16 protein-coding genes and 1 pseudogene are annotated in these 24,800 nt (G+C 55.8%); 13 read left to right on the forward strand and 4 right to left on the reverse strand.

The genetic code is table 11. The annotated features are described in order from the left end of the window. Positions 1 to 155: 155 nt before the first annotated feature. The 5 genes and pseudogenes from C5Y96_RS28135 to C5Y96_RS27080 all read left to right on the forward strand — a co-directional run. Positions 156 to 299: pseudogene (locus tag C5Y96_RS28135) on the forward strand (hypothetical protein); the annotation flags it as partial. A 154-nt stretch (positions 300 to 453) separates the two neighbouring features. After that, complete coding sequence (locus C5Y96_RS11025; RefSeq protein WP_105353082.1) at positions 454 to 801, forward strand: transposase; 348 nt, start codon at positions 454 to 456, stop codon at positions 799 to 801. A 44-nt stretch (positions 802 to 845) separates the two neighbouring features. Then, the gene (locus tag C5Y96_RS11030) at positions 846 to 1,331 is read left to right on the forward strand and encodes a hypothetical protein (protein ID WP_105353084.1); all 486 of its coding nucleotides are present in this window, start codon (positions 846 to 848) and stop codon (positions 1,329 to 1,331) included. Continuing rightward, positions 1,315 to 2,115, forward strand: a complete 801-nt coding sequence (locus tag C5Y96_RS11035) for a toxin-antitoxin system YwqK family antitoxin (protein WP_146115621.1) — start codon at positions 1,315 to 1,317, stop codon at positions 2,113 to 2,115. The genes C5Y96_RS11030 and C5Y96_RS11035 overlap by 17 nt, the downstream gene beginning before the upstream one ends. Before the next feature lie 205 nt (positions 2,116 to 2,320). Then, positions 2,321 to 2,533 carry a hypothetical protein gene (locus tag C5Y96_RS27080; RefSeq protein WP_146115622.1) on the forward strand — a complete coding sequence of 71 codons (213 nt, stop codon included), beginning with the start codon at positions 2,321 to 2,323 and terminating at the stop codon, positions 2,531 to 2,533. A 188-nt stretch (positions 2,534 to 2,721) separates the two neighbouring features. Here C5Y96_RS27080 and C5Y96_RS11040 read toward each other — a convergent pair whose 3' ends face one another. Further along, positions 2,722 to 4,692, reverse strand: coding sequence for a SpoIIE family protein phosphatase (locus C5Y96_RS11040; RefSeq protein WP_158261178.1), 1,971 nt, complete (start codon positions 4,690 to 4,692; stop codon positions 2,722 to 2,724). 304 nt (positions 4,693 to 4,996) lie between these two features. Beyond that, positions 4,997 to 6,523 carry an AAA family ATPase gene (locus tag C5Y96_RS11045; RefSeq protein ID WP_105353090.1) on the reverse strand — a complete coding sequence of 509 codons (1,527 nt, stop codon included), beginning with the start codon at positions 6,521 to 6,523 and terminating at the stop codon, positions 4,997 to 4,999. A 358-nt stretch (positions 6,524 to 6,881) separates the two neighbouring features. Between C5Y96_RS11045 and acnA the strand changes: the two genes are divergently transcribed. The 8 genes from acnA (at position 6,882) to C5Y96_RS11085 (ending at position 20,808) form a co-directional block, all read left to right on the forward strand. Further along, complete coding sequence (gene acnA / locus C5Y96_RS11050; protein WP_105353092.1) at positions 6,882 to 9,593, forward strand: aconitate hydratase AcnA; 2,712 nt, start codon at positions 6,882 to 6,884, stop codon at positions 9,591 to 9,593. A gap of 269 nt (positions 9,594 to 9,862) precedes the next feature. Next, entirely contained in the window at positions 9,863 to 11,758 is a 1,896-nt protein-coding gene (locus C5Y96_RS11055) for an FAD-dependent oxidoreductase (protein ID WP_105353094.1), read from the forward strand. Between the two features lie 311 nt (positions 11,759 to 12,069). Then, positions 12,070 to 15,516 carry a CHAT domain-containing protein gene (locus C5Y96_RS11060; protein WP_105353096.1) on the forward strand — a complete coding sequence of 1,149 codons (3,447 nt, stop codon included), beginning with the start codon at positions 12,070 to 12,072 and terminating at the stop codon, positions 15,514 to 15,516. Between the two features lie 229 nt (positions 15,517 to 15,745). Beyond that, a complete protein-coding gene (locus tag C5Y96_RS11065; protein ID WP_105353098.1) occupies positions 15,746 to 16,621 on the forward strand; it encodes a hypothetical protein in 876 nt (291 codons plus the stop codon). Further along, entirely contained in the window at positions 16,622 to 17,116 is a 495-nt protein-coding gene (locus C5Y96_RS11070; RefSeq protein ID WP_105353101.1) for a hypothetical protein, read from the forward strand. A 105-nt stretch (positions 17,117 to 17,221) separates the two neighbouring features. Then, the gene (locus C5Y96_RS11075) at positions 17,222 to 18,556 is read left to right on the forward strand and encodes a glutamine synthetase family protein (RefSeq protein ID WP_105353103.1); all 1,335 of its coding nucleotides are present in this window, start codon (positions 17,222 to 17,224) and stop codon (positions 18,554 to 18,556) included. Next, entirely contained in the window at positions 18,556 to 19,680 is a 1,125-nt protein-coding gene (locus tag C5Y96_RS11080) for an amidohydrolase family protein (protein ID WP_105353105.1), read from the forward strand. Before C5Y96_RS11075 ends, C5Y96_RS11080 begins: the two co-directional genes overlap by 1 nt. Positions 19,681 to 19,947: 267 nt before the next feature. Continuing rightward, on the forward strand, positions 19,948 to 20,808 hold the full coding sequence (locus tag C5Y96_RS11085) for a TolB family protein (RefSeq protein WP_158261179.1): 861 nt from the start codon (positions 19,948 to 19,950) through the stop codon (positions 20,806 to 20,808). 104 nt (positions 20,809 to 20,912) lie between these two features. Here C5Y96_RS11085 and C5Y96_RS11090 read toward each other — a convergent pair whose 3' ends face one another. Both C5Y96_RS11090 and C5Y96_RS11095 read right to left on the reverse strand, forming a co-directional pair. Next, positions 20,913 to 23,111 carry a cation:dicarboxylate symporter family transporter gene (locus C5Y96_RS11090; RefSeq protein WP_105353109.1) on the reverse strand — a complete coding sequence of 733 codons (2,199 nt, stop codon included), beginning with the start codon at positions 23,109 to 23,111 and terminating at the stop codon, positions 20,913 to 20,915. Between the two features lie 192 nt (positions 23,112 to 23,303). Beyond that, positions 23,304 to 24,671, reverse strand: coding sequence for a sigma-54-dependent transcriptional regulator (locus C5Y96_RS11095; RefSeq protein WP_105353110.1), 1,368 nt, complete (start codon positions 24,669 to 24,671; stop codon positions 23,304 to 23,306). Positions 24,672 to 24,800: the final 129 nt, after the last annotated feature.

The following is a 24,800-nucleotide window of genomic DNA, read 5'->3' on the forward strand; positions in this document are numbered from 1 at the left end:
TGACTTTCTGACGAAGCCCGATTTCGACTAACACCACATGTCTTGTCAAAAGCTAATTCTCAACCTTAAATCGCCTAATGCGATTTTATCAAAGATGGAGAAGAAAAGGTGTCAGGACTCTTTGTTCTCTCCACCGCTTGTGTTATCATGCTTCCATGGGAAGGCCAAAACGAGCGGACGAGGCTGGGAGCGTTTATCATGCGTTGAATCGAGGCAACGCACGAGCGACTATTTTCGATAAGCCGGAGGACTTCGATGCCTTCGAGCGTATCTTAGCCGAGGGGCTTTCGCGGTATCCATGCCAGTTGCTGGCCTACCAGTTGATGCCCAACCACTGGCACTTGGTGATCCGCCCCACGGCGGACGGCGGTATGGGGGAAGAAAAGGTGTCAGGACTCTTTATGCCCTCCCAGGACTCTTTGTTCCCTCCACCGCTTGTGTTATCTTGCTTCCATGGGAAGGCCAAAGCGAGCGGACGAGGCTGGGGGCGCTTATCATGCGTTGAATCGTGGCAACGCACAAGCGACTATTTTCGAGAAGCCGGAGGACTTCAATGCCTTCGAGCGTATCTTAGCCGAGGGGCTTTCGCGGTATCCATGCCAGTTGCTGGCCTACCAGTTAATGCCCAACCACTGGCACTTGGTGGTCCGCCTCACGGCGGACGAAGGAAGTGAACGCGATCCAACACGCCATCCGCCGAGGCTCCCCGCTGGGCGACCCCAAATGGACCCAATCGACCGCCTGCCGTCTCAATCTAGACTCGACCCTACGCCCCAGAGGCCGACCAAAGAAAACAGGTAGCGGCCAAAAAGAGTCCTGACACCTTTTCCGCCCCCGAAGATTTTATGGAAATTCGAGAAGGCAAGTGCGTGTCAGTACGTCGGTTAACGTATCTGGAAAAGGAAGATGAATACAAGGCTGTTAGCTATATATTCCGAACTACAAATCCCGAGTGGCAATTACTCCACGAAGAGATTTGGCGCGCAAACCAAATTCTAAAAGGACTTGAGTATGCCTCGACTCAGGTAGGGTATGTCGAGATATATAATGATATTATGGGTGACCTGCTTGGAGCAATTAATGGTATGGTTGGTGCTTCACATGCACTTGAAGGCGAAGTACAGGATTTAAAACAATTAGAAATTGAAAGCCTGAAGAGCTTGGTTGAACAGCGGAAGCGGTTTTATCAGCATAGGCAGGAATTAATAGGTCAGTACGATTATTCTCGCAAGGTGACCGATCGAATTCTTTTCGACGAGGGAGACTGGGAGATTGAGTATACTACGGAGAGAGTAAGGATTGAAGAGGTATTGGATGATGCATGTGAATAGTAGTGTGAGTAATGCATATAGCAAAAATGCAGTCTCTTTTCGTGCTTTTTATTGCGATTTCAAGGGGCAGGGCGGGAGTGTTCACTTGAGCCGCGTGACGGCAAGTAGTGCTTCGTGTTATGGTATACTGATGCTCGTTGTATTTGGAGCTCTGGCGGGATGCATGAAGAATCCACCGCATTCGAATTCAGATGACAGAGAGAGTAGCGGAAACATGAAAGCGACAATTGTCGAGCAGGAACTCGCATTCCCTGATACGATTCAGTTTGCCGGTAAGAAGTGGAAGCTACATCAGAAATCTCCTGGAGTTAATGTGTTGGGAAAGTCATATGACTACGTCGCGGACCGGCCGAACGAACTGCTTCGTGTTTTTAAGGGAGGTAGGAGAAGTGAAATTCTAGAGAGTTTCGTTATTTATAATCGCAGTGATCTACATGCGCAGTGGGTTGAAAATGGCAAGACTGTGGTTACCGACTCAAGTGGGCGTACGGTTGAGTGGACGATGCTGAATGGAGTAAGGGAGGGCCGATTTCGCCAGTTCTATGTAAACGGCGAGGTAAAACATGAGGGAATATGTGTAAATGGAGTAATAGGAGGAGAATCTAAGGGATTCTATCCGGACGGAAGCTTGTGGTGGGAGGGTTCGCTAGACAACGGGATGTTGTTCGGAAGCAACGGCTTGTTTTATAGGGAAGATGGTACGCCAATTTACAATCTCACCTCCAAAGAGAAGCTCAGAGAGTATGAAGAGTGGCGTGCGTCCGACGGTGAATTGTCTAAGTAAGGAAGGCTCCTCAACAAAGTTTCTACAAGTGCTTAGACTATAAGAAATTGAAAGTGTGTCAGATTCACGGGAAAGAAAAGGTGTCAGGACTCTTTGTTCTCTCCGACAAGAAAAAGGGACGGGGGCAATACAGTTCGGCACGAGATTTGCGCATGACATTTCACAAGCATTGCAACTGCCAGTTTGTCATGCGGCGAGGGTTTTTGTGACCAGGCGGAAATCAGGGGAACTGAAGGGGCAGCTTGAGGCGCGGGATCTTCAGGGGATGAAGTTCTTCAAGTCGATTCGCCCGCTGCTGGCATCGCTGCACGAAATTGGGACCGAAAGAGATCGGGCCGGCAATCGCGATCAGCACATGGATGAGTACTGCGTGCACACACCGAGGCAAATCGTGCGAACAGGGCATACTGTACGGTAAAACAGCCAAAAATCCCAGCACGTGAGCCCAAGAGAACGCCCCCCCGAGGCCGCATCTGGTATAACAAAACACATCGGACAAATCTCGTGCCGAACAGTCTTGCCCCCGTCCTCTTATTCTCCATTCAGGGGCTCACACCCCTGGCTATTCTCTGTGCCCTTACAGGGCTTCGGATGCGTTGGGCACGCCTACAGAACCTTGGCCACTACAAATGTCAGGTCATCATCCTGCGAACCAGTCCCTCGGTAGCCCACCAGTGCCTGGCGGATGATTTGGCTGATCTCTTCGGAAGTCTTCTCGGCGTTTTTGCGGATGAGTTCTTCCAGCCGCTGTTTGCCGAACTGCTGGCCTGCTTCGTTCATGGTTTCTTCCAGGCCGTCGGTGGTGGCCAGGATGACGGTGCCGGGCAGGATGTTGGGCTGCCAGTACTCGGCGTACGTTTCTCCTTCCATCAGCCCCAGCGGCAGGCCGCCCCCGTCGAGCTGCGGGAACTTGTCGCTGTTGGGCGTATAGATGATCGGTGGTCCGTGGCCGGCGGATGCCCAGCGGATCGTGTCCTTCTTCGCGGAAAGGGTGATTAGCAGCATCGTCATGAAACGTTCGCCGTTGGTATCGATCACCAACATATCGTTCAGGTGATTCAGGAAGTCGGCCAGTGAGCCAGGCTCGGCGCAGCGGCTCCGCAAAATTCCGCGGGCAGTTGCCATCAGCAGGGCAGCGGCCACGCCGTGCCCCATCACGTCCCCTATCACCAGCACGGCGGTATCTTCATCGGTGCCACCGACATCGAGAAAGTCGTAGTAGTCGCCGCCGGTTTCGTCGCAGTAGGTGCTGTGGCCGGCAATGTCGAGCCCTTGGATCTGCGGCGACTGGGAAGGCAACAAGTTTCGCTGAACTTCCATCGCCAGCGACAACGACTTCTGCATCCGCAAGCGGTCTTTCAGCCCCTCGGCCATCTTGTTGATCTCGGTGGCCAGGTGGGTGTACTCCGGAGCATGCTGGATATTCAGCTTCGTTTCGAGGTCCCCTTGGCCGATCCGCCGAACTGAATCGCTGATGGTTGTCAGGGGCTTAACCAGCCAGTGCGCGGCCAGCAGCCCCAGGCCGACCGCCAACACAACCGCGATCAGGCTCGTAATCCAACTGCGGGCGAACTCGGCTTGAATGTCCCCCACGAAATCGTCTTCCGGCACGATGGTTAGTAGCTGCCAGTCAAGGCCTACCTCGCGTCCGACCTGCGATGCGTGCAGGTAAAACGTTTCGCCAGCCAGATTGATATGTGTACTGACGTCGCCGGCTGAGTCCTGGCTTTCCAGGAATTTGGCCGCGGCCAGAATCTTGGGGTTATCCGACTCCGTGGCCAGCAATTGGCTTCCTGCCGATGAGATGATCTTCGTTCCGTCCGAGGTCGCCAGCAGTTTGCCATCGGACGAAAGCATGAACGCCATGCCGGTCTTGCCGATCTTCAGCTTACCCAGGTAGCTGGAAAGATCGTTCAGCGAGTAGTCGGCATCGGCAATGCCCAGCAGCGTGCGATCGGCCTGATACACGGGAATTCCGTACGAGATGCCCAGCGTCGTCTCTTCGCCACTGCCGCCACCGACCCAGACATACGGATCGCTCCAGCTTGGCTTTTTGGCATCGCGGGGTGCTTGAAACCAGGGGCGTGTTTCCAGGCGAAACTCAAACGAGTTGCGTGTGTCTTGCAGGACTTCTCCGGCGCTGTTGAGCTTCCATTCTTCCATCTGTTCGGAAGACGAATCGCTTTTGATTGCCCAATAGGTGCTGCCGTCGGCATAGCGGCTGACCCAGACCGACCGCCCATCGGCGCTACCCCACGAGATCGCGCTGAGCATATCGAACGTCTTCGACTCGCGCACGAACGTTGGCCGCCAGGCTGCCAGGTCGTCAGGGGGAAGAGCCTTGGTGGTGACCAGATGCTTATTCATCTGGCATACCTGGACCGGAATCGAAAGGACATCGGCGATCTTGCCAGCGGTAGTGCGGTGGATCTCGTCGATACTCTGCTCGGCCAGCTGCGTTACGGCATGATGCGATTGCCGATTCCACGTCAAAGACAACCATACTCCCACGATCAGCACCGGAACACCGAACAGCAGGGGAGCGAGAACGCGAATAGGTAGACGTGTAAGGGACAAGGTCTCTACTTCCATCCGATGAAGATAAGCAGCTAATAGCCTGACTTCATGATAACGCATCCCCATCGTCCACGCGCCCACGGCGGAGAAGAGGAGGGGAGACGAATTATCTTATCCCCATGCCCTGCGGGGAGAATGTTAAGGTGAGGGGACATGCTGCTCGGCGGTAGCACATGCCCGATTTGTGCTGGTGAGAGAAGAGAACGTTGGCTAGAAATGCAAGCCAAACCTCTCTCAGAAGCCCCTCACTCTAGCCCTCTCCCCTCAGGGGAGAGGGGACCATGGAGGACACACTTGCGATTTACTACATCACCGCGAAGTAGTTATCGACAGCCCCGTCGAAGTAATCTTTGGTCAGCTCCAGTGGGGCGTTTTCGTACAGACACATATTGCGGACCTGCATCAGAAGGTCGCGCGGCTGGCAACAGCGGAACGGGCGGTTGACCTTCTTGTAGTGGTTCTCGATCAGGTAGTCGATCGCCGGTTCATTGATCGTGAACCCCATCATCGGGCACATGATATCGAACAACTGGCGGAACTCTTGTTCGGTCGGATCGACCACTTCGATCTTGTAGGGAATACGACGCAAAAACGCGTCGTCGCACAGGTCGCGTGGTTCCAAGTTGGTCGAGAAGACAATCAACTGATCGAACGGCACCTGAATCTTCTTACCGCCGCGCATGTTTAGGAAGTCGTAGCGTTTTTCCAGCGGCACAATCCAGCGGTTGAGTAGCTCGTCGGTGCTCATTCGCTGACGACCAAAGTCGTCGATCACCAGCGTGCCGCAGTTGCTTTTCAGTTGTAGCGGTGCTTCGCTGACGCCGGTGGCTTGAATGGTGCTGATTTCAAGGTTATCCATCGTAAGTTCACCACCGACGATGATCGTGGGACGTTTGATCCGCACCCAGCGGCGATCGATACGATGCTGCTGCATGATACCGGGTCCATCTTCCAGCGGCACTTCATCGTGCACTGCCGGGTCGAAGACGCGGAGGATCTCGCCATCGATTCCAATCGCACGAGGAACCCAGATGTACTTACCGAAGGCGCGGGTGACACGTTCGGCGATACTCGTTTTACCATTACCAGGCGCACCAAAGAGAAACAGACCACGGCCGCTGTTGATCGCTGGACCAAGCCGGCGGAACATGGCCTTGTTGATCAAGAGGTCTTCGAACGCGGTTTCCAACGCCTGGACGCTAGGGGACTGGCCTTCCAGTGACTGAGCGCGAACGCTGGCCACATAGTCGTGAAGCGACACCGGTGCCGAGCCGTAATAGGTGCAGTGTTCGTTGTAACGCCGGGCACGTTCGCGACCGAGATCGGTGAGGTAATAAACGTAGTCGCCTGCCTGAGCGGTGTCTTTGTAAACGACCAACTGGTCGTACTTCATCTTCCGCAACGATTCGTCCATCAGCAGAAATGGGATGCATAACTGGCCGGCGATCTCGCGGCCAGAGGCTTCACCAGCGGTAAGCAGGTACTTCAAGCACAACGCTTCGACGTCGGTTCCGGTGAGATGCGCTTCACGCAGCGATTCAGGCTCGCGCGGGTAGAACGGCATATCGCCGTCCTCTTGCAGATTGATCGAAGGGGTTGGCGTTGCCGCGGCAGCACGGGCCGTTTCAGCAAACGCACCTTCGTCGTCCGAACCACGGCTGGTCATGCTGTTGATCCGCGAGATCATCGCCTCGAGCGACTTGTCACTCGCATCTTGTGGGTCTTCCTCTGGCGCAATGGCCTCTACCAATTGCCAGGGATCGATATCCCCAGAGTCTGCCGCATCGCTACCAGCCAGTTGAGCCAACAAATCTTTAAGCGGGTCGGACATAGTTGTTATCTTCGTTGCGCAAGCACTGCCAGAGAGGTGGGGAAAAGACGTTTCGAGGAAAGCCTAGGTCACACACGGGAAGAATCAACTCACTTGCGCGTTACGTTTTGCGCAGGCGTTATAACCCAACCTAATAGTTTTCCGAGGGGGAAAATGGGGGGCGTAGCTGCCGAAATGGTGAACCACCCATATGCGGAGGGCAATTGCAGGCCACAGGCGATCAAAATGCTGCCGATCGGTCCCGCAAGCCCCCCAAAACGTCGCCAGTTCCCTGGAAGACAACCCCTTCGGCTTTCGCTAGAATTGGGAGCATCTACCGATATGCCTCAATAGATACGCTTTAGAAAGAACGAGTACGATGACCGCAAAGTTCGATCCGTTCGGCGCTCGCGACGTGTTTTCCACCTCGGAAGGGGATCTGGGGATCTACCGCATTCGCAAGCTACAAGAAGCCGGCCTGGGAGACATTGATAAGCTTCCTTTCTCGATCCGCGTTCTTCTGGAATCCGTGCTGCGTAACTGCGACGGCTATATCGTCTCGGAAGACGACGTGAAGGCCCTGGCCGCTTGGAAGGCCGAAAGCCCGGCCCCCAGCGAGATTCCGTTCATGCCGGCCCGCGTCGTCCTGCAGGACTTCACCGGCGTGCCGTGCGTGGTCGACCTGGCCGCCATGCGAAGTGCCATGCAGCGTTTAGGTGGCGACCCAGCCAAAATCAACCCGCTCATCCCGGTCGACTTGGTGATCGACCACTCGGTGCAGGTCGATGCTTTCGGTACCGAGCAGGCCCTCGATCAGAACGTGGCCCTCGAATTCAAGCGCAACAAGGAACGCTACGAGTTCCTCCGCTGGGGTCAGAAGTCGCTCAAGAACTTCCAGGCCATTCCACCGAACGTCGGTATCGTGCACCAGGTGAACCTGGAATACCTGGCCAAGGGGGTCTTCGTTCGTGAAGACGAAAAGGGGAAGGTCTGCCTGCCAGACTCGCTGGTCGGTACCGATAGCCACACCACCATGATTAACGGCCTGGGTGTCGTTGGCTGGGGCGTGGGTGGTATCGAAGCCGAAGCCGTCATGCTGGGTCAACCGATCTACATGCTCACGCCGCAAGTTGTCGGCTTCGAACTGACCGGCAAGCTCGGTGCTGGTGTTACCGCCACCGATATGGTGCTGACCATCACCCAGATCTTGCGCAAGGAAGGGGTCGTCGGTAAGTTTGTCGAGTTCTTCGGTCCTGGCGTCTCGCACATGAGCCTGGCCGACCGAGCCACCATTGCCAATATGGCCCCTGAATATGGTGCGACCATGGGCTTCTTCCCGGTCGATGCCGAAACGCTGAACTACATGCGACGTACCGGTCGTACCGATATCGAAGTCGAACGAGTGGAACGTTACACCAAGGAACAAGGCCTGTTCCGCACCGACGACGTGAAGCCAAGCTACACGTCGCTGGTTCGCCTGGACCTCTCGACCGTCGAGCCATCGCTGGCCGGTCCGAAGCGTCCTCAAGACCGCGTGCCGCTGGCCAATATGCAGACCGAATTCAAGAAGTCGCTGGTCACATCGCCGAACGAGCGTGGTTTCGGCCTGGGCGATGCCGACCTGGCCCGCACGGCAACGGTTGAAGACAACGGCAAGTCGACCGATATTGGCCACGGTGCCGTGGTCATCGCGGCCATCACCAGCTGCACCAATACCAGCAACCCCAGCGTGATGCTGGCCGCTGGTCTGCTGGCCAAGAAGGCCGTCGCCAAGGGCCTGAGCGTCAAACCATACGTGAAGACCAGCCTTGCTCCTGGTTCGCGCGTGGTGACCGATTACCTGAATAAAGCCGAAGTGATGGACGACCTCGAGAAGCTCGGCTTCAACCTGGTCGGCTACGGCTGCACCACGTGCATCGGCAACAGCGGTCCGCTGCCTGAACCGGTTGCCGCCGCCGTCACCAAGGGCTCGTTGGTTGCCTCCGCTGTTCTTAGCGGTAACCGCAACTTCGAAGGACGTGTGAATCCACACGTTAAAGCGAACTACCTGGCCAGCCCACCACTGGTCGTCGCTTATGCCCTGGCTGGCACCGTTGATATCGATCTGGACAACGATCCGATCAGTACCAATGACGCTGGCGAAGCGGTCTTTCTGAAGGACATCTGGCCGACCAACGAAGAGATCGCTGAAACGGTGGAAAAGGCGATCACGCCTGAGATGTTCCGCGAACGCTACAACAGCGCGTACGAATCGAACCCGAGCTGGAATGCCATCAACGTGGCCGACTCCGAGCTGTACACATGGGACGCCGACAGCACCTACATCCAAGAGCCGCCGTTCCTGGACGACGTTAAAGAATCGGTCGAACCAATCGTATCGATCACCGGTGCTCGCGTGTTGGCTCTGCTGGGTGACTCGGTCACGACCGACCATATCTCGCCTGCGGGTGCCATCGCCAAGGACAGCCCAGCCGGCAAGTACCTGATGGAGCACGGCGTCGAACCGGTCGACTTCAACAGCTACGGCTCGCGTCGTGGTAACGACCGTGTGATGCACCGCGGTACGTTCGCCAACATTCGTATCCGCAATCGCCTGACTCCTGAAAAGGAAGGTGGCTATACGAAGTGCTTCAAGACCGGCGAAACGATGTCGATCTTCGACGCCGCCGAGATCTACAAAGAAGAAGGCACGCCGCTGGTGGTTATCGCCGGTAAGGAATACGGCACCGGTAGCTCGCGCGACTGGGCCGCCAAGGGAACGTTCATGCTCGGTGTGAAAGCGGTCATCGCTTCCAGCTTCGAGCGTATCCACCGTAGCAACCTGATTGGTATGGGCGTGCTGCCGCTGGAATTCCCTAACGACGCCTCGTGGGAATCGCTGGGCCTGACCGGCGAAGAGACTTACGACATCTACCTGCCGGAAGATCTCAAGCCGCTACAGAAGGTCACCGTTTCGGCCAAGAGCGCCGATGGAGAAGTCACCACCTTCGATGCCACGGTCCGCATCGACACACCGGTGGAACTCGATTACTACCGCAACGGCGGAATCCTTCAAACGGTGCTGTTGAAGCTGCTGAAGGAATCGAAGTAGTCGCGAATCCTCGCGAACCAAGTCATCCCTTGAGCCCTGGAAGGTTTGCCCCTTCCAGGGCTTTTTTGAGGATTGCGGATATGCCCGCGATTCGCAACGAATGAATTCTCATTCGCGCCCGTCGGCGTAATCCGCGGTCGCGTCCTCTTCCTGCTGGAAAACCATCTGCCAGAAGATTAAGGTGGTACCAACCCCATCCCCCAGTCTTGGTTGCCTGGCTGGTTGCTTGACCAACTCGCAGCGGCAATCCTTCTGCCAAAGGAAACCTCATGCGACGTCTTGTTGTTTGTCTGGCTTTACTGCTGGCGATCACCACCCACACAACATCTCAGGCAGAGACGATCGAAACGGACGTCTGTGTGTACACAGCCACTCCGTCCGGTATTTTGGCGGCCATCGCCGTAAAGCAGGCCGGCAAAGAGGTGGTGATTATCGAACCGAGCCGCTGGGTCGGAGGAATGCTGGGGGCCGGTCTCAAGCCGATGCAGGACTGCCCCAACTACAACGCCACCGGCGGCATGACCAAGCCGCTGCTGACCAGCCTGGGGCATGGGCCTGGCATCGCCGACGGCACCGTGATCGTCCCGGCTATTCGCCAAGACTTTCAGCGTCTGTTGGACGAACATGAGATCCAGGTCATCCACGAGCATCGCATGGGTACCTGTCAGATGGTCGATGCCCGGCTCAAGTCGGCATCGTTCGATCTCGCCCCATTCGATGACCTGGGCTGCCCACCCGTCGAGCCAACCAAACGCGGCAATCTGACGGTCCAAGCCAAGATGTTTATCGATGCCAGCTACGAAGGAGACCTCTTCGCAGCGGCAGGCTGTTCGTATCGCACCGGTCGCGAATCGGCCGAGCAGTTCGACGAGGAAGCCAACGGCGTTCGTCCCCCAGTCGTGAAGACCCCGATCGATCCGTACGTCACGCCAGGCGATCCACAGAGTGGCCTCTTGAATCTGCTTCAGACCGATCACGGCAAACCGGTAGGCTCGGCCGACAAGTACACCCAGGCCTACAACTACCGCTACTACACGACCAACGTGCCTGAGAATCGCCTGCCGATCGACGCCCCCGAAGGGTACTCGGCCAAGGATTATGAACTGGTCGGCCGATACGTCGAGTACCTCACGCAAACGATCGAAGACAAAGAGGCCCTTCGCAAGAAGCTAATCGGGGTGTGCCCAGGCTGGAAGAACTCTGGCGAATGGAACTACCAGAGAGATTCGCTGATTACCATGGCCCCGCTGGGAATCAGCCAGGACTACGCCAGTGGCGATGCCGCCATGAAGGCCCGCGTATGGAAGGCCCATCAGAATTACCTGCGTGGTCTGTTCGAGTTCATGCGAACCGATGCCCGCGTACCCGATTGGTATCGGGAAGAAGTGGCCCAACTCGGTCTCGATGGCCGCTACCACGAAGAAACAGCCGGCTGGCCGCATCAGCTTTACATTCGAGTCTCGCGCCGCCTGGATGCCGAGTACACGATCACCGCGCACGATGTCTACAACCGCACCCAGGTCGAAGTGCCGGTGGGCCTCGCTCAGTATGGCATCGATACCTACCCCTCGCGACGGATCGTCATTCAGGAAGATGGTCAGACACTGGTTGCCAACGAAGGAAACATGTTCGTCGGCGGTAACAAGGGACCGACCAACGTTCCTTACGCGGTGCCGTACCAGGCCATCGTCCCCAAGCAGGCCGAGTGTACCAACGTGCTAGTGCCGGTTTGCTTTTCGGCCAGTCACCTGGGGTATGCATCGGCACGCATGGAGCCGGTCTTTATGATCTGCGGTGAATCGGCTGGGGTAGCCGCCGTGCAGGCAATCGAAGAGCACGTTCCCGTGCAACAGATCGACACCAAGAAGTACCTGGCCGCGCTCGAAAGAGCAGGGCAGAAACTTACCTGGGACCCCGCCGTCGACTCGCCTAGCCGCCCGAACTCCAACCACCTCGATTTCGCCCGGCTTCTGAAAGAGTGTGACAAAAACGAAGACCAACTCGTTAGTCAGATCGAGTGGAACGCCGGCAAATCAGGCTGGGAGTTCCTATTCCTCTTCATCGATCAGAACCAAGACAGCCAGATCGACGAGAAGGAATACGACAAGTTCCAGCAGTTCAAGAAAGAGCACGCCGACTGGGCTGAGCGAGTGCGGAAGTCGTAAAACGTGCTTCTCCCTTCTTTTGATGCAAAGTGAATGCGCAAAACTTCACAAACTCATGCTGCATACCCTGAGCGTACCCTTTATACTGCTGCTGTCCCAGGAGGGGGTTCATCGTACCATTCCCCTCAATCCTCATCATCAGAGCTTCTCAATCGCTTACTACACTTATCTCCAAGCTTGGCTTGAGAAGTCTCTTCCTTGTCTGACGGCAGACGGTCGAGCTTTCGGTATCGAATTCCGAAGCCGCGTTTGTGCGAAGACGTGACACTCATCATTTCACATAACCGTTTAGCTCTTCATAAGAAATCGATATGTTTCACGCACGGAAACGAACCAAGCTCGTTCTGCTGTTGATTTGTGCCACGGCTTTCGCAGTTGTTCCAGTCAACCTAATGGCAGGCGAGCAAGAAGACGCGGCAGCGCTTCGTAATGCGACACTGCAGATGAATGCCGCCGGAAAGTTCGCTGATGCGAAGAAGCTTTCGCTCAAAGAACTAGAGCTTAATAAGAAACTGTACGGAGATCGCGATATCCGGACTGCCGTCAACTATCTGGTCCTAGGCCAGATTGACTTGGGGCTGGGTGACAACAAGAGTGCCCTTACGAATTTCCAGCAGTCGCTCAAGCTCCAGCGTAGTTTGAAGGATCGCAGCCAATTCAATGAGAGTGCCTACATCAACTGCGTGATTATGGAAGCCAACACGCTTACGAAACTGCAGGTACTTGCTCCGGCGGCCGCGTCCTTCGAGGAAGCGTTGGACCGCCAAGTGAAAATGGCCGGGGACGATGACCTGATGGCCGCCTACCTGCGGTCGAATCTGGGATTCGTGTTAACCAAGCTGCGTCGGCTGGATGAGGCTCGTACCCATTTAGAGAAAGCCCTGAAGGTTCGCAGCGAAAAGCTGGGAGAGCAACATCCCGAGACACTGGCATGCTTAACCAATCTGGCATCCGTCAAAGTCGAACAAGGTGACTACCAAGGCGCCAAAGCCGATTTTGAAATGATTCTTAATAGCAAGCTTGCACAGCCTGGGGGTGCGACTGCCGATGTCGCCTTAGCCAAGAACAACCTTGGCGAGACGCTGAACCGCTTAGGGGACTACGCGGCGGCCAGGCAACATTTTCAGGAAGCCCTCGTCATCTGCGAGAAGACCGCTGGCAAAGAAAGCGAACTCACCGTCACGCTTCTCAACAATATCGGCCGGCTCGAACGCGAAACGGGCGAACTAGATGCGGCAACGCTGCATTTACTCGCCGCACTGCAGACTTCGCAAAAAGTCTTGGGTGCCGCGCACGACAAAACGGCGATCAGTGCCGATAATCTGGGCCAGGTATTCCAGGAAAAACAAGACTACCCACGTGCGCGCAGCCTGTTTGACGCCGCCTTTAAGATTCGTCTGGCCGTCTTTGGAGCTAAACATCCGCAAACGGCCTATTGCATGGACGTCCTGGGCGAATTCTTCCGTCATACAGGCAATTTGGAAGAAGCCCGTAAGTATCACGAAGAGGCGCTGAAGATTCGTCGTGAAAGCCTTGGCGACGAACATAGCGAGACAGCTCTTTCGATGCTGCATCTATCGCATGTCCTGGCATCTCAAGGAGAATTCGACACGGCTCAACGTGGCTATGAAAAAGCCCTGGAAGTGTCACGCAAGGTCAACGGCGAGAATCATGCGACAACGGGCTTGATGGTCGGCGGGCTTGGCGTTTTGCACTCATTAAAAGGTGAATACGAAGAGTCGCTGCGCTACGCCCAGCTTGCTTTGGAGATCGCCCAAAACACTCGCGGGGCCGAACATGGCAATGCAACTGTTGCCCTGATGAACCTGGGCTACCTCCATTACAAATTAGGGAACTACGACAAGGCCGAAGAGTTTCTGCAAGAAGCTCAGGAAATCATGACCGAGAGTCTTCCTCCGGAGAGCTACCTGCTGGTCAACGGCCAAACCACCTTGGCGACCGTGTTCGCGGCAAATGGGAAGTGGGAACAGGCCTTAGACTTGTTCGATCAATCGCAAAAAGCCAAAGCTCAGTCGACACACGTACTATTGGCTTCTTCCAGTTCCCGCGAGCAAGAACAACTTCGGCTGGGGCTCATTGGTAGTCTCGCCAAGGCCTTGTCCGTCGCACGGCAGCACTCGGACCAACCAGAGGTCGCGTCCAAGTCGGCCGAATGGGTCTTAAACGGCAAGTCGATGACCACCGAGATCCTGGCGAAACAGACCCAACTGACCATGCATTCCGACGATCCTGATCTGCGCGACAAGATCGCCAAGCTAAAAGAAGTTCGTGGAACGATCGCCGCCATCACGATGGCTTCATCGAGCCCTGCCTCACGCGCCAGCCGCCAGTCCGTGCTGCAAGTGATGACCGAAGCCGAGAACCAACTGAGTGGTGAAATCGCGCGCAAGCAGGGCCGCAATGAGGTAACTCCAGGCTGGATCTCCCTCAATGATATCCGCAGCCAACTGAAACCTAACCAGGTCTTCATTAACATCCTTCAACCGGTAACGTTCAATCTGTCGGCCAAAGGGACCGAAGCGATGGGCGAACCAGAACGCTATTTGGCATGGATCATTCCGGCAGAAAATCAAGGAGAGGTTCAATTGGTCGACCTGGGACCATCCGCAGTGATCAATGCCAAGATTACAGACGTACGAACTGTCATTGGCGATACACAGCTACTGGCTTCCAAGAAGGAAAGCGAGGCGACCAAGCAGTGCAAAACGGCACTTCAGGAGGTTGCTGGCCTGGTATGGCAGCCCTTGAAGGACAAACTCCCCGAGGCAACCAATCAGTTGATCATCAGTCCAGATTCAACACTTTGGCTCCTTCCCTGGGCCGCTTTGCCTGGCAACGAGGCCCACTATCTGGTCGAGGACTATCAGGTGCAATACGTTGGCAGCGGCCGAGAACTCCTGCCCAAAGAAGAAAAGACGAGTACGCGAATCCCCTTGATTTTCGCCGATCCAGATTACGACCTATCGCCGGCCGACTCCAAAGCGGCCCTGGCCAAGATATTCCGCAATCCCGCTCCCAAGAGCAGCATCACCGACCGTTTCGCTGTTCAAACCAAGTTGCCACCAGTGGGGCGTTTGCCTGGTACCAAAGAAGAAGCGGCGGCTGTCACCCCGAGTATCGAGAAAATCGGGGGTGGAGCACCCAAGTCGTTCCTGGGGGAAGCAGCGCTCGAAGGGGTGGTAAAGCGAGTCACAGGGCCGAAGATTCTGCTACTGAGCACGCATGGCTTCTTTCTACCAGAACCCAAGCTCGAACCACAGATACTCGCGCGACTCAGCAGCCCGCTGAAGCAAGAGTATGCAACCATCCAACAAGTCGATAACCCTCTTCTTCGCTGCGGCGTGTTGATGGCCGGCTGCAACAACCCCCCGGTCGATCTCGATGATGGGATTCTCACGGGAATGGAAGTCATCGATATCGACCTGCAAGGGACCGAACTGGTCGTGCTTAGTGCCTGCGAAACAGGCGTCGGCGATGTCAGAACAGGAGACGGCATCGCAGGGCTTTGCCAGGCTTTTCAAATCGCTGGTGCCCAAAGAGTTGTCTCAACACTTTGGCCCGTATCCGACCGCGAAACGGCGATTCTCATGTCAAACTTTTTTCAGCAGATCGCCGATGGCGACTCGCATGCAGACGCATTACGAAATGCCCAACTCGAGTGTATCCGTCGCCACCGAGAAGAGAACTCCGCAGCCCATCCCTTCTACTGGGCATGCTGGACGCTGATCGAGAATTGACCCCAGAGGCGATCCGCTTGATGACACTCAACCCCTATTCGCTTCCTAATCCGCAGGATCATGATCGGTACTTTACCGACGACATCACCCTGCTGCCCCTCGGCATCATTTGGGAAGATGACTTTGCCCTCTACGAGTGATACCCTGGACGCCTGACAGAACAATCACACGCATCAAGATCAGCGCATCGTACACCTTATTGCAAACATCGACTTGAAAAGCGACTGCTATGGGATTCTTCGATCGTTTTAAAAGTAGCCCACCGGAAGATCCCAACGAAATTTGGAATCAGCTTTGCGAGAAGATCAATCTCGATCGCAGTTCGCTTCAAGAGTTACCGGAGGAAGAATTAGTCGAGCTCATCTCGAAAGCCCAGGCATCGTACCGACGTGGCCTCTCGGCCGACAGGGCAGGGGAGCGCTCGTACGCGAGACAATACTACCGGCAAGCATTTACGCTTCTGCCAACTCATATCGAGGCGTTGGACAACTACGCGATCGGCTATGTCGAAGAGCTCAACTTCACCGAGGCGATTCCCTATTTCGAGCAGTCCGCGGTGGCCGAGCCCAACAGCCCTCTGGCATTCGTCTATTTGCTGAAGTGCTATGACGAAACGGGTGCCAAGACCGAGTCGGAAGCGTGTGCTCGATATCTAAGCCATCACTGGCCCGACAAATCCCCTTACATCGACTGGAGCCATCTCGGGAAGCCCAAGCAAAAGCATCTTCTCGCGCCACCCCTGGAGGAAGGGCAAGTCTGGAAATACAAAACCCGCGATTGTGATAGCTCATCCACCGTGTGGATCAACTTGATCGAACATGGCTTCGATGGCAAAGCGATCGTGCATATTTCGGTCACCGACGTTCTCGCCCCCGATGGCAATCGACTGTTTCTGTCGCACCTTCCCTACGATGCCGACGCACTGCTCGAATGCCTGACAAGGCAGCTCGACGAAAAACAAGCCTGGGACCGCGAAGACGACCACTTCGGCGAAGGCTACGGTATTTGGTTTGAAGCCTACAACGAAGGGGAAGCCGGCATCTTTACCGCACAGCTCGATTATATTCTCGACGGCATGATGCAAGCGATTCCGCCGAAAGATTAGATGGCTGATCCAATTCCCACAGAAGCCGATGTCATGCGGTGCGGATTCAACGTTGGCTATTTCGACAAATCAGATGTCGCCCAATGGGCGGACCGCTGGATCCTCGCCCTCGAAGAGCCGTGCGATGAGTTGTTCGACTTGTCAATGAATCGAAGCATGGCCCCAATAGACCTGGCAATCCTACTGCGAAACATGGGTTCGTCTGAGCCTACCTTTCTAGTAGCCACATCAATTGGATTCGTGGGGCTAATGTACGGTGAGAAGAGGTTTTCAACGCAGCATGCTGCAAAAGAACTTTATTCGCTCGCTCACCAAGAAGGCATCACTCCTGAGGAAGCCTCTCGAATCACCTACTTGGACGACGGGTGCGACCTCGCTTATTCAGGGCTATATGGTTCCATCGAGCAGATCAAACGAGAGCTTAGCCAGTTCGTATCACCATACGCCGAGCGTCTGATCTCGCAGTTTCCGCAATTGTTTCCTTCCAGGAATTAGCGATTGCGTTTACAAGGCTTCGTGCAGGGCACATCTGTTGATGCCCTTGGCCAGCGGGTATGATGCAAACAGTTCGTGCAACCCTCGAACCCCATTGAGGTGCCTATGGAAAGCGATTTCCTCAATAGTCTGGACGACGACATTCGCTTCGTCCGCGTTCTTTGGACCGACAACGCCAATATCATTCGCGGCAAAGCGATCCATCGGCGTGCTCTGGATCACTACCTCGACAACGGCATCGGCATCACGGCTGCCTCGCAGGCCATGCCGGCGATGTACGACGCTGTTATCCCCGAGACTGGCCTGGGGCCGATCGGCGAGATTCGGCTTATCCCTGACTTCGAAACGCTGACACCTCTTCCTTACGCGCCGGGTCATGCTCGCGTGATGGGAGATATGGTGCTCGATGGCGAGCCATGGCCTTTGTGTCCGCGCGGCTTCCTGAGGCGGATTGCCGACGATGCCGCACTATACGGTTTCGAGGTCATGGCTGGTTTCGAGAACGAATTCTTCCTGCTGCAAACAACGCCTGACGGACGTATCGCGCCGGCCGACGACACCGTCTTCGCGACCACGCTTTCGATGGACCTGGCACGCCCTGTCATCGATGACATCGTCGAAGCGCTGATCGATCAGAGCGTCCCCATCGAGTTGTACTATCCCGAGTCAGGCCCCGGTCAGCACGAACTTTCCGCGGCCTGCACGACGCTCACGCAAGCAGCCGATTGGCAAGTTGTCTTCCGCGAAACGGTTCACGCGGTCGCCGCTCGGCATGGTCTCAAAGCCAGCTTCCTGCCGAAGGTCTACGCCGACAAAGCTGGCTGCGGTTGCCATCTGCACCTGAGTCTGTGGAAGGATGGTGAGAACATCTTCCCCGATCCAAGCGGTCCTGGCGAACTATCGGAAACAGCTCTCTCGTTTCTGGCAGGCGTGCTCGAACACCTGCCGGCCCTGGCCGCGGTTGTCGCTCCGAGCCCAAATTCGTATCGCCGATTGCAGCCTCATTACTGGAGCGGGGCGTATCGCTGTTGGGGACTCGATAACCGCGAGGCCGCCATCCGCGTTCCGAGCAGTCCCACGGGTAGCGGATCACTTCACTTCGAACTGAAAACTGTCGACGCTACAGCCAACCCGTACCTGGCTGCCGGTTGCGTCGTTGCCGCAGGGCTCGATGGGATCCGGCGAAGATTGAAACCACCATCGCCGGTGCAGGTCGATCCTGGCTCCCTATCCGACGCCGAGAGGGCCCAACGCAAGATCGATGCGTTGCCGTCAAATCTCGGCGAGGCGATTCAGTGTCTGGCGGAAAACAAAGTGCTGACCGAAGCACTTGGTCCCGGCCTGGCCCAGGCATTCCTCGCCGTGCGCCAGGCCGAGTGGCACGCCATGAAGGACTACCAACTCGACGACGAAGTCCGCCTGCTATTGGAGCGATACTGATGGACCTGTCGGCGATACCGCTTCTCGATCAGCACGCCCATAATCTCCTGAAGCCCGAGGCAGCCGATCGGAAGCCGTTTCGAGCCGCGTTCACCGAAGGTTACCATTCCGACATCATTGCCCACCACGCCCAGCATACGTTCTTCTTCCGCCGCAGTCTCCGCGAGATAGGCCAGTTGCTGGCCTGCGAACCGACCGAACAGGCCATCTTAACGCGTCGAAGTCAGCTGTCGCTCGAACAGTTGACCGCTCAATGCTTCACGGGCGCGAACATGGAAGGCATTTTGATCGACGACGGGCTCTTGCCGGGTGACATCCTGCCGCTCGACTGGCATCAACAGTTCGTGCCGGTGCAGCGACTCCTTCGCATAGAAATGTTGGCGGAAGACCTCGTCACGAAGGCAACGTCACTGGACAACTTTCTCGCCCAGTACCGGGCCGCTCTTGATCCGCCCCCTGCGGATGTGGTGGGGCTGAAGAGCATCATCGCTTATCGCACCGGCCTCGACGTGCAGCCCGTTTCCATCGATAACGCACGGGCAAAGTTCGCTGTCTGGCAAGCCGACGCCCAAAATGGTTGGCCGCGAATGGTCGACAAGAAGCTGCTCGACTTCCTTCTGCTGCATGCCCTGGAACTCGCGGCCCACCATCAGTTGCCGGTGCAGTTTCACACCGGCTTCGGCGACCCCGATCTCGACCTGCGTCTGGCCAACCCGCTGCATCTGCGTCCTTTGCTGGAGGACCACCGCTACCGCGGGGCATCGTTCGTGCTTTTGCATGCGTCCTACCCCTTCGCACGCGAGGCCGGCTACCTGGCGTCGGTCTATCCGCACGTCTACTTAGACCTGAGCCTGGCCGTTCCCTACCTAAGCGTCTCCGGCATGCAGCGCACTGTGCGAGAACTACTAGAGCTCGCTCCGTTCACTAAACTGATGTACGCCTCGGACGCCCACCAAATTCCCGAGCTCTACTACCTGGCCGCGAAGTGGGGACGAACTGTGCTCGGTAATGCCCTCGACGAAGCAGTCCGCGACACCGATCTGACAGCGGACGAAGCCGACGAAGTAGCCGAGGCTGTGCTGCACGGTAACGCTCGTAGGTTGTATCGGCTGAATACCGTTTGATGACGTCTGATTTTATACCAAACTTTTAATGTGGGTCGTTCGTCTTAATTGCATATCTCCCTTCGAATCTAAACGTATACCCTAAAACCCAATGGGATAGGCTCGATGTGCAAGGACTCCTCAGCAACCCCGGATATCAAAACAAAAAGAGCCTCTTTGCCGTATCGAGCGTTGGCATGCCTCGTAACTATCTGCCTTTGCGGCTGCCCCCTGGGGACTCCGCGTGACCACAGCCGCCCATCGGGGCATCGTGGGACGACAATTGCCGTGTCTCCAGCAGATGACGAAATCGTGTTCAATGCAATGGGCAAAGGGGGACGCGACCTATACCTTTTCAACTTGACCACGAAGAAAGCCAGACGAATTGCCTCAACGCCAGATTACGAGACAGCACCAAGTTTTTCTCCCGATGGTCAATCAATCGTCTATTCGTCTGGTGTTTCTGGTGACCGCGCGGACCATATCTTCACGATTCGGCGCGATGGTACCGCAATAACTCAGCTTACCTATGAAGATGCCAATGATACTTCGCCGCGATTCTCGCCAGATGGAAGTACCATTACCTTCGCGCGCGATAAGACTTACCAGTGGGGCGGTCTGGCTGCAAACTGGGAGCAGGGGGGCGTTATTTGTTTGATCGATGCCACTGGAAACAATTTACGCCAACTCACCTCGGACGATATATTTGCGTTCGAACCATTCTTCAGCAACGATGGCTTGCACATTGTCTTCTCGACCCCCAACGGCAGAATGACAATTCCTGTCGATGGTTCGTCGGCACCTCAAGCAATTCCTGGCCCGTCGGGAGCAGTTCCATCTCCCGATGGCAAGTTCATTGCCTATTCAAAAGGAAAGTTTGAGCCTGACTTGAGGATCTGTATCACCGACCCCAACGAGGCGGCAGAACGCGAACTCACACCAAACATCGGAGGCTGTTATCACCCTGTATTCACACATGCAGGCGACCGAATACTTTTCCAGCGTTCGGAGTGGCCCAATGGTCTCACAGGCGGCAACGTGAAGTTCAGCGTGTGGCAGATCGATCTCGATACCGGCGTCACACAAATACTTGCTGATCGCAGCTTGATCGATTCCCCTCTGACTTGGAAGCCCCAACCAAAGCCATAACCCATCTGTGATCCGAGAACTGCATCTCACGACACGAACCGGCGGTACGTCGAGCGTCTGTGCAGCAAACGAACAACACATTTCTTCTAAAGAGTGGCAGGTCCCTACTCAACCCACCCCAAAACATTCCGCAGCACCGACCAGCGTGGCTTTTGCGGTCGCTTCTCTTCTCCCAGGATCCAATAGTCGTATAGCAACTTATAGGTTCCGTCGGCTCGCTTCAGTCGCAACCAGCTTTCCAGAACCTGGTTGAATTCCGCGTCGTTGCCAGTCAGGTAATATAGTGGGACACGGTTGCGGCCATTCAGCGGGTTGGCCACCGCAAAGTGAGGATACAGCAGGGTCCAGGCCGATCCAGATTCGGCACTAAGGATCAGCCCATCCACCTCTCGATACCGGCCAGCGAAGTATTCGTCGACCGTTTCGATTTCCACCACCTCGAAGTTCTCTGGAAAGTCCTTTTTGGCTAAAGACGCGAAGTAGCTATTCTTGACGGCTGCCAGTTTCACGTGTGGAATCTTCAACATCTCATCGAGCTGGCGGAACTTGTACTCGTTGTAATCCGGCACAACCAAGGCCATTGTCACCTCCATGTACGGATCACTTGAAGGAAATGAGATCGCTCTGTCGACGTTGCCTTCCACCGCCGACATCACCACGTCGAAGTGGTCTTCCTGCAGTTGCTGCACCAGTTTGTTTCGGTCGATCGGTACAAACTCGAGATCGACACCCAAATCGTTGGCCAGGATATAGGCCATCTGAATGTCAAACCCGATCAATTGTCGCTGGCCGTTGTAGTAAGCAAACGGCATCCGATCGGCACTGAAACCGACACGCAACACGCCACTCTCTTGAATGCGCTGGATGCGAGTTTCGCCTGGCTTGATCGGTTGCGGATTGGGAGCCGATTGTTCCAGAATCTTATGCTTTGACATCGTAAAACCATGGCCACGGCGAATGGGAACCATCGTCCGCTCAGTGAGCAGGGCTTCACGTGAATAGTGGTCCTGGAATTCCGCGATCAAGTAGCCTCGTGTCGCCAGCGAGGTCGCCAGCAGCAACAGAAACGAGCCGATGAATCTGCCGACGATCTTCGTCGGTTGAAAACGAATCGTCCCGTTCAGTACGCAAAAGGTAAGCAGAGTGAACGAAATCAGGTGCATCGACTTCATCAGGTCGCCGAAACGCGCCGCGACAACCCCTGAGATCAAGTACAAATTAAACAGGTCACTCGGCAACTCGGCCATGTTCAAGAGTAACGGAATTGTAATCACTGGTTTGCCAAATGCCCCCAAAAACCCAACACCCATCAGCGGAGGGTACTTATCAAGGGCAATCACGGTGCCAGAAAACCAGGCAGCGAACGGAATAAATACTAGCGCCACGATTCGACCGATATCAGGCATCGGGTACGCCAGCGGAACAAGCGACTCCGGCTTGTTCCCATGCAGACTATCCCCCAGGCTGTTACCTTGCTGCAGCCGTTTCACGCTTTCGACAATCATCGGCAAGACAACAAACGAATTGCCGATCACGAACGCCGTAATCAGCGGATCGCGCGAGGCTCGTAGAATATCCCAGTAGCGTAGCGGCGTCACCGCTGAAACAAATGCAGGCATGACGACCAGCGAGAGAATAATCGCTGGCAAGCAGTACGCCAGCAAGTAGCCTTGCAGCAAACTCAACTGCCCCAATTCAATCGTGCCGGCCGTATTGGTGGCAATGGCAAACAGCCCAATCGGCGTCAGTTGGACGACCATCTTGTTGACCTTCGCCAACGCCTCGATCAACACGGATAGCGGCTCTAACAGTTTCTCTTTGCCCGGCATACGCATCAGGGCAAAGCCAAGCCCGATCGCAAAGACGACCACCGCCGGCACCGCGTTCTCGGCCAGCGACTCGAAAGGGTTCGACGGAATGAATAGTCTCTTCCAGTCGTAAGCCGGGGGAGGATCGGTGAAGCGACTGCTATAAAACGAACCGGTATCCCACTGCGGAAACGCCATCGCGCTAACGGCCAGCGAAACCAGGCCAATCGCCCACAATACCAGCAACACCAACAAACTGATACGCAACAGCCGAATACCCGTTTCTCGCGTCAGCTGCCCGATATTAGTGACCAGCGAAACCAACACGTACGGCAAAACGGCCATTTGCAACAAGCCGACGTACAGATCACTAACCCAATTGATGTACTGGGCATATTCTCCCAAAAACAGCCCGCATCCGACCCCCAAGATCAAGGAAATCACAACCCAGGTCGAGAAGCTGGGGTGTCTCTTACGAGGGGTAGAAGTTGCCATCGACGTGGGGCCAGACTAGTAGAAACACGGTGTCGGTTCAGGGGTTTCCTTCAAAAGTAGTCCATGTATCCACCGATTTCAATTAGACGCCTCGTCGAGCCAGGGATCCTGGGGGCCAATAGAATCACCAAAAGACCGGGTGCAATGCCCAAGTCTGCTTGGGCGTGCAAGAGTAGGAACCACGTGTCGCTACTACGATTCATCCCCCAAGTACTTCGCGTAATAATACCGAAACTGATGATAACTCAGCCCCAGTTGTCGGGCAGCAGCGGCTTGGTTTTCGCCGCACTGGGTCATCGCTTCGCTAATCATCAAGCGGCAGAAGTTATCTAGCCGCTCTTTGAAGCCAGACCCAGCGACATCTTGCGGGTCGTTGGCCAGCATGCCAATATCTTCCGGCGTGATCTCGTCGGTCGTGTCGCGGTAAGCGGCCCGCTCGATGATGTTCTTCAGCTCGCGGACGTTACCAGGAAAACGATACCGCCGCAAAACGTTGATCGCCGACCGGGATAGCTGCTTGCCGGCGAAGCGGGGTATCTCTTGGGCGAACTGATCGAGGAAGTGCTGCGCCAGGACTTCGATATCCCCTTCGCGGTCTCGCAACGTCGGAACTTCGATTACCTCGAACGCCAGACGGTCGTACAGGTCGCTCAGAAACTCCCCTTCGCGAATCCGCTGACGCAGGTCAACGTTCGTCGCGGCAATGATGCGGGCCGATGTTCGCAGTTCGGTATGTCCGCCGACACGGTTATACGTGCCATACTCGACTACCCGCAGAATCTTCCGCTGAAACGGCAGCGACATGTGGCCGATCTCGTCGAGAAACAGCGTCCCGCCATGGGCCAGGCCAAACTTGCCGTCGCGTGTTTCGTCGGCCCCGGTAAATGCTCCCTTTTCGTGGCCGAACAATTCGCTCTCGAGCAGCGCCGTCGTGAACGCCGCGCAGTTGACCGTTACCATCGGTCGCGCGTGATCGTCTTGGGCATAATGAATCGCACGAGCTATGACCTCTTTGCCGGTGCCCCGTTCCCCGACAATCAGGACCGGCCGCGGTACGCGCGCTACCAAATGTACGCGATCGACAATCGCATTCATTTGCGGTGAGTTGCCGATGATCTGTCCGAGAAAGCGTAGATCCTTCTGCAACTGCGTGTTCTGGGCATCAAGCGACCGCGCTTCGCGGAGCACTTCCAGTAGGTAGCCCATTTTCCCTAATAGCGTCGCCACCCGTGCCGCCAGCTGCGGACCACGAACAAGAAAATCATTCGCTCCCATCGCAATCGCCGAAGCTGCCGTCTCGACGCTTCCTTGATCGGCCGCAATCACCACCAGTGCCGTCGACGACAACTGACGCATGGCCCCAATCAGCTTGCTACTGGCATGCGGACCATGAATGACGAACAGACTGTCGTCGGCCTGGGCGCTGACCTCACGCAGCAGTTCCTTTTCTGATTGCACCACCCGCACCTCGCAGTCGGGCGCAGCCATTTGAAACGCCGAACGCAAATCGTCCAGTGCATCGGGGTTGGAACCGTAGATCGTTAGCCGTTTGAATTGCATGGCCCTATGCTACTTGTGAACGTGAGACTTTTCACTAGATGTAGTGAAAAGTCTCACATAGCTGGACACTCCTATTTTCACGTAACCCATTTTCATAACTTGACTTACACGATTCCCATGATTTTCGGC

Source organism: Blastopirellula marina (genome assembly GCF_002967715.1).
GTDB classification, from domain to species: domain Bacteria; phylum Planctomycetota; class Planctomycetia; order Pirellulales; family Pirellulaceae; genus Bremerella; species Bremerella marina_B.